The sequence below is a fragment of the Sandarakinorhabdus sp. genome (assembly GCF_040398645.1).
In the GTDB taxonomy this organism is placed as follows: Bacteria; Pseudomonadota; Alphaproteobacteria; order Sphingomonadales; family Sphingomonadaceae; genus Sandarakinorhabdus.
In genome coordinates, this window is record NZ_JBBATR010000096.1 from 1 (window position 1) to 4,952 (window position 4,952).

Consider the following 4,952-nt stretch of genomic DNA (forward strand, 5'->3'; position numbering starts at 1 on the left):
ACGGTGTCGTTCACTTCGGCGGCGATGCGGGCGATGGCGTCGATGCCGTCTTCGGATACGGCGAGGGTGACGCCTTCGGTGGCGAGCAGGGCGGCGTATTGGCGGATCAAACTGGCTTCGGTGTCGGAGAGGATGCGGCGGAAATCGGCCTGGGTGAGGCCTTTCAGCTCGACGCGGATGGGCAGGCGGCCTTGCAATTCGGGCAGCAGATCGGACGGTTTGGCGACGTGGAACGCGCCGGATGCGATGAACAGCACGTGATCGGTTTTCACCGGGCCATATTTGGTGGAGACGGTGGTGCCTTCGATCAAGGGCAGCAGATCGCGCTGCACGCCTTCGCGGCTGACGCTGCCGCCGCGCACATCGGATACGGCGATCTTGTCGATTTCATCCAGGAACACGATGCCGTTGGCTTCGGCGTTGCGCACCGCTTCGCGCTGGATATCGTCGTCATCCAGACGCTTGTCCGATTCCTCGGCCAGCAGCGCGTCCCAGGCCGCTTCCACCTTCATCTTGCGGCGTTTGGTGCGGCCGCCCATCGCCTTGGCCATCATGTCGGACAGGTTGATCATGCCGACCTGGCCGGGCTGCATGCCGGGCATTTCGAAATTGGGCGCGGTTTCCGCCACTTCGATCTCCACTTCGCGGCCCTTGAGATCGCCGGCTTCGAAGCGTTGGCGGAAGGCCTGGCGCGTGGCTTCGCTGGCATCCTTGCCGACCAGCGCATCCAATAGCCGGGCCATGGCGGCATCCTGCGCCTTGTCCTTCACGGCGCTGCGCCGGGCTTCGCGGACCAGGCGGATGGATTCCTCGACGAGATCGCGGATGATGCTGTCCACATCGCGGCCGACGTAGCCGACTTCGGTGAATTTGGTGGCTTCGATCTTGATGAATGGCGCGCCGGCCAGCTTGGCGAGGCGGCGGCTGATCTCGGTCTTGCCGCAGCCGGTGGGACCGATCATCAGGATATTCTTGGGCACCACTTCGTCGCGCAGATCGTCCGGCAATTGCTGGCGCCGCCAGCGGTTGCGCAGGGCGACCGCAACGGCGCGCTTTGCATCATCCTGGCCGATGATATGGCGATCGAGCGCCGCGACGATGGCGCGCGGCGTCAGTTGGGCATTCAGGGCGTCGATTGGCATGTCGCTCACTTTTCGGTGCCGTCCGCAATGGTTTCCACGGTCAATTCCTCGTTGGTGTAGACGCACAGATCGGCGGCGATCTTCATGGCGCGGCGGGCGATGGCCAGCGCATCATGATCGCTGTCCGCCAGTGCCCGCGCCGCCGCCAGCGCGAAATTGCCGCCCGATCCGATGGCGGCGATGCCGCCCACCGGCTCCAGCACGTCGCCATTGCCGGTGATGACCAGCGTGATCTGGGCATCGGCGACGATCATCATCGCCTCCAGCCGGCGCAGATAGCGATCGCTGCGCCAATCCTTGGCCAGTTCAACGGCGGCGCGCAGCAATTGGCCGGGGTGACGCTCCAGCTTGGCTTCCAGCCGTTCGAACAGGGTGAAGGCATCGGCGGTGGCACCGGCAAAGCCGCCGATCACGTCACCCTTGGGGCCAAGGCGGCGGACTTTCTTGGCATTGGGCTTCATCACGGTCTGGCCCAGCGTGACCTGGCCGTCGCCGGCAATCACCACCTGGCCGGCCTTGCGCACCGAAACGATGGTGGTGCCGTGAAATTGGGGGAGTTCGCTCATCGGGGTGTCCATTGTTGCACAGGAACAATGTAGGACGCGCGCGGCGGGTTGAAAGAGCCCGCGCCATATTGGCAGGATTGGCGATGTCGCAGGCCGGCTGCTAGAGACGTTCATGGCAACACCCGGTACGCTTATCCTCCATGATCTCAGCCGCGCCGTTCCGGCGCCGCCGGGTGGGCTGGGGCTGGCGGTGTGGCATCTGGCCGGGCGGCTGGCGCTGTGGCTGGGCGGCTGGAAAGTGGCCGGCAGCTGGCCTGCCGATGCCAAGATGGTGGTGACGGCGGCGCCGCACACATCAAATTGGGATGGCATCTGGATGCTGGCAGCGGCGGGTGCGTGGCGGGTGCGGCTGCGGTACATGGGCAAGAAAAGCCTGACGCAAGGCCCGTTCGGCTGGCTGGTGCGGTGGACGGGGTGCATCCCCATTGATCGCAGCCAATCCAACGATGTGGTGACCGCCATGCGCGCCGCCTTTGCGCAGGCGGACAGCCTGTTTCTGGTGGTGCCGCCCGAAGGCACGCGCGCCGCGGTGGACAAGTGGAAATCGGGTTTTTATCACATCGCGGTGGGCGCCGGCGTGCCGATCAGCTTTGCAGTGATGGATTATGCCACCAAAACCGTGCGCATGCCGGCAACGCTATGGCCCAGCGGCGATTATGCCGCCGATCTGGCGATCATCCAGGGCTTTTATGCCGATGCGGTTGGCAAGAACGCCGCCGATTTCGTGATGACCGGCAAATAGCGCCCGACTGAGCCGACGCCTTGCCGTAACGGCGGCAATAGCTTACCCGCCGCGGCATGGAACAGCGCATCGCCACCATCCACCGGGCCACCAAGGAAACCGATGTTGCCGTGACCGTCAATCTTGATGGCAGCGGCAATTATGACGTGTCTACGGGCATCGGCTTTCTGGATCATATGCTGGAGCAGCTTTCGCGGCACAGCCTGATCGATCTGACGGTGAAGACCGTGGGCGATCTGCACATCGATGGCCACCACACCACCGAAGACACGGCCATCGCGATTGGCGAAGCGGTGGCCAAGGCGCTTGGGACAAGGCGCGGCATCACGCGTTATGGCGACGCGCTGATCCCGATGGACGAAACCCTCACCCGGGTGGCGCTGGATATTTCCGGGCGGCCCTATCTGGTGTGGCGCACCGCGTTCAGCCAGCCCAAGCTGGGCACGCTGGATACCGAGATGTTCAAGGAATTTTTCGCGGCGTTTGCCGGCGGCGCTGGCATCACCCTGCACATCGAAACGCTGTATGGCGTCAACAATCACCATATCGCCGAAAGCTGCTTCAAGGGGCTGGCGCGCGCGCTGCGGGCGGCGGTTGCGATCGATCCGCGCAAGAGCGATGCGATTCCGTCCACGAAGGGCAGTTTGGGCGGTGTCTGATCTGGTTGCAGTCGTCGATTACGGCGCGGGCAATCTGCGTTCGGCGCAGCGGGCGCTGGAGCGCGCCGGCGCCCATGTTGTCGTTACCGATGATCCAGCCGTGATTGCCGGCGCCGCGCGCATCGTGCTGCCCGGCGTGGGCGCATTTGCGCAGTGCATCCAGCAGCTGCGGGAGCGCACCGGCATCGAAGCGGCGCTGAACGAAGCAGTGAACGCGCGCGGCGTGCCGTTCCTGGGCATTTGTGTGGGCATGCAATTGCTGGCCAGCGAAGGCCATGAGCACGGCATTCACGCCGGGCTGGGCTGGTTGCCCGGTATCGTCAGCCGTCTGCAGCCGGGCGATGCTTCGCTGAAAATCCCGCATATGGGCTGGAACCGGGTGGATTCCGTGAACGGCGCGGCCGTGCCATCGGGCGATGCCTATTTCGTGCACAGCTATGCCTTTGCGCCCAGCGATGCTGCCGATGTGCAGGCGGTATCCGATCATGGCGGGCGCTTTGCCGCCATTGTGCGGCGCGGGCACATCACCGGCGTGCAATTTCACCCGGAAAAATCCCAGGCCTATGGCCAGACATTCTTGCGCAATTGGCTGATATCATGATTATTTTCCCGGCCATCGATCTGAAGGGCGGCCAATGCGTGCGCCTGGCCGAAGGCGACATGAACCGCGCCACGGTCTATGCCGATGATCCAGCGGCACAGGCCGCGCTGTTTCGCAGCGCCGGCGCAACGCATCTGCATGTCGTCGATCTGGACGGGGCTTTTGCTGGCGACAGCCGCAATGCTGCTGGCGTGACAGCCGCGCTTTCCGGCTTTGGCGGCGGTTTCGTGCAAGTGGGCGGCGGCATCCGCACCGCAGCGCATGTCGAGGGCTGGTTGGCAGCGGGCGTGTGGCGGGTGGTGATGGGCACGGCCGCGCTGGAAAATCCCGATCTGGTGCGCGGGCTGGCGGCTGATCATGCCGGGCGCATCGTGGTGGCGGTGGACGCGCGGGACGGCATGGTCGCCACGCGCGGCTGGGCCGATATTTCCACCCTGCCGGTGGCAGATCTGGCGCGCCGCTTTGAAGATGCCGGCGTGGCGGCGGTGTTGTTCACCGATGTTGGGCGCGATGGCATGCTGAAGGGCGTCAATATCGACGCCACGGCGGCGCTGGCGGCGGCCACATCTCTGCCCGTTATTGCGTCCGGCGGGGTGAAGGATATCGGCGACATTCACGCCCTGATCGGCAAGCCCGGCATCGAAGGCGTCATCACTGGCCGCGCGCTTTATGATGGCCGGCTTGATCTTGCAGAAGCGATACGGGTGGCGGCGTGACACTCGCAGTTCGCATCATCCCTTGCCTCGATGTGGCCGGCGGCCGCGTCGTCAAGGGCGTCAATTTCGTGGCGTTGCGCGATGCCGGCGATCCGGTGCAGGCCGCTGCCGCCTATGATGCGGCCGGCGCCGATGAGCTGTGCTTTCTGGATATCACCGCCAGCCATGAAAATCGCGGCACGCTGATCGACATGGTCGAACGCACCGCCGATCAATGCTTCATGCCGCTTACGGTGGGCGGCGGTGTGCGCAGTGTGGCGGATGCCCGCGCGCTGCTGCTGGCCGGAGCGGACAAGGTGGCGGTGAACAGCGCCGCGGTGGCGCGCCCGGCGCTGATCGGCGAACTGGCCATGCGCTTTGGCGATCAATGCGTGGTGGTGGCGGTGGACGCCAAGCAAGTCTCCCCAGGCAAATGGGAGATTTTCACCCACGGCGGCCGAACCGCCACCGGCATCGATGCGGTCGCCTATGCCATCGAGGCCGCAAGGCTCGGCGCCGGCGAAATCCTGCTCACCTCGATGGACCG

General features: G+C 65.0%; 7 protein-coding genes. 5 read left to right on the top strand and 2 right to left on the bottom strand.

Features of this window, described 5'->3' with window-relative positions; translation table 11 throughout:
- Window positions 1-1,127: ATP-dependent protease ATPase subunit HslU (gene hslU / locus ABWP50_RS13155; RefSeq protein ID WP_353218448.1), on the bottom strand; the 1,127-nt coding region annotated here is incomplete at its 3' end.
- Window positions 1,128-1,147: 20 nt separating this feature from the next.
- Window positions 1,148-1,708 carry an ATP-dependent protease subunit HslV gene (gene hslV / locus ABWP50_RS13160; protein WP_353218442.1) on the bottom strand — a complete coding sequence of 187 codons (561 nt, stop codon included), beginning with the start codon at window positions 1,706-1,708 and terminating at the stop codon, window positions 1,148-1,150.
- 112 nt (window positions 1,709-1,820) lie between these two features.
- On the opposite strand from hslV, the gene ABWP50_RS13165 reads away from it, so the two are divergent.
- The 5 genes from ABWP50_RS13165 to hisF all read left to right on the top strand — a co-directional run.
- Window positions 1,821-2,450 carry a 1-acyl-sn-glycerol-3-phosphate acyltransferase gene (locus ABWP50_RS13165; protein WP_353218443.1) on the top strand — a complete coding sequence of 210 codons (630 nt, stop codon included), beginning with the start codon at window positions 1,821-1,823 and terminating at the stop codon, window positions 2,448-2,450.
- Between the two features lie 56 nt (window positions 2,451-2,506).
- Window positions 2,507-3,109, top strand: a complete 603-nt coding sequence (gene hisB / locus ABWP50_RS13170; RefSeq protein WP_353218444.1) for an imidazoleglycerol-phosphate dehydratase HisB — start codon at window positions 2,507-2,509, stop codon at window positions 3,107-3,109.
- Complete coding sequence (gene hisH, locus ABWP50_RS13175) at window positions 3,102-3,710, top strand: imidazole glycerol phosphate synthase subunit HisH (RefSeq protein WP_353218445.1); 609 nt, start codon at window positions 3,102-3,104, stop codon at window positions 3,708-3,710. Before hisB ends, hisH begins: the two co-directional genes overlap by 8 nt.
- The gene (hisA, locus tag ABWP50_RS13180; protein WP_353218446.1) at window positions 3,707-4,426 is read left to right on the top strand and encodes a 1-(5-phosphoribosyl)-5-[(5-phosphoribosylamino)methylideneamino]imidazole-4-carboxamide isomerase; all 720 of its coding nucleotides are present in this window, start codon (window positions 3,707-3,709) and stop codon (window positions 4,424-4,426) included. The genes hisH and hisA overlap by 4 nt, the downstream gene beginning before the upstream one ends.
- Window positions 4,423-4,952, top strand: a 530-nt coding sequence (gene hisF, locus ABWP50_RS13185) for an imidazole glycerol phosphate synthase subunit HisF (RefSeq protein ID WP_353218447.1), incomplete at its 3' end; no start/stop codon positions are given. The genes hisA and hisF, both read left to right, overlap by 4 nt.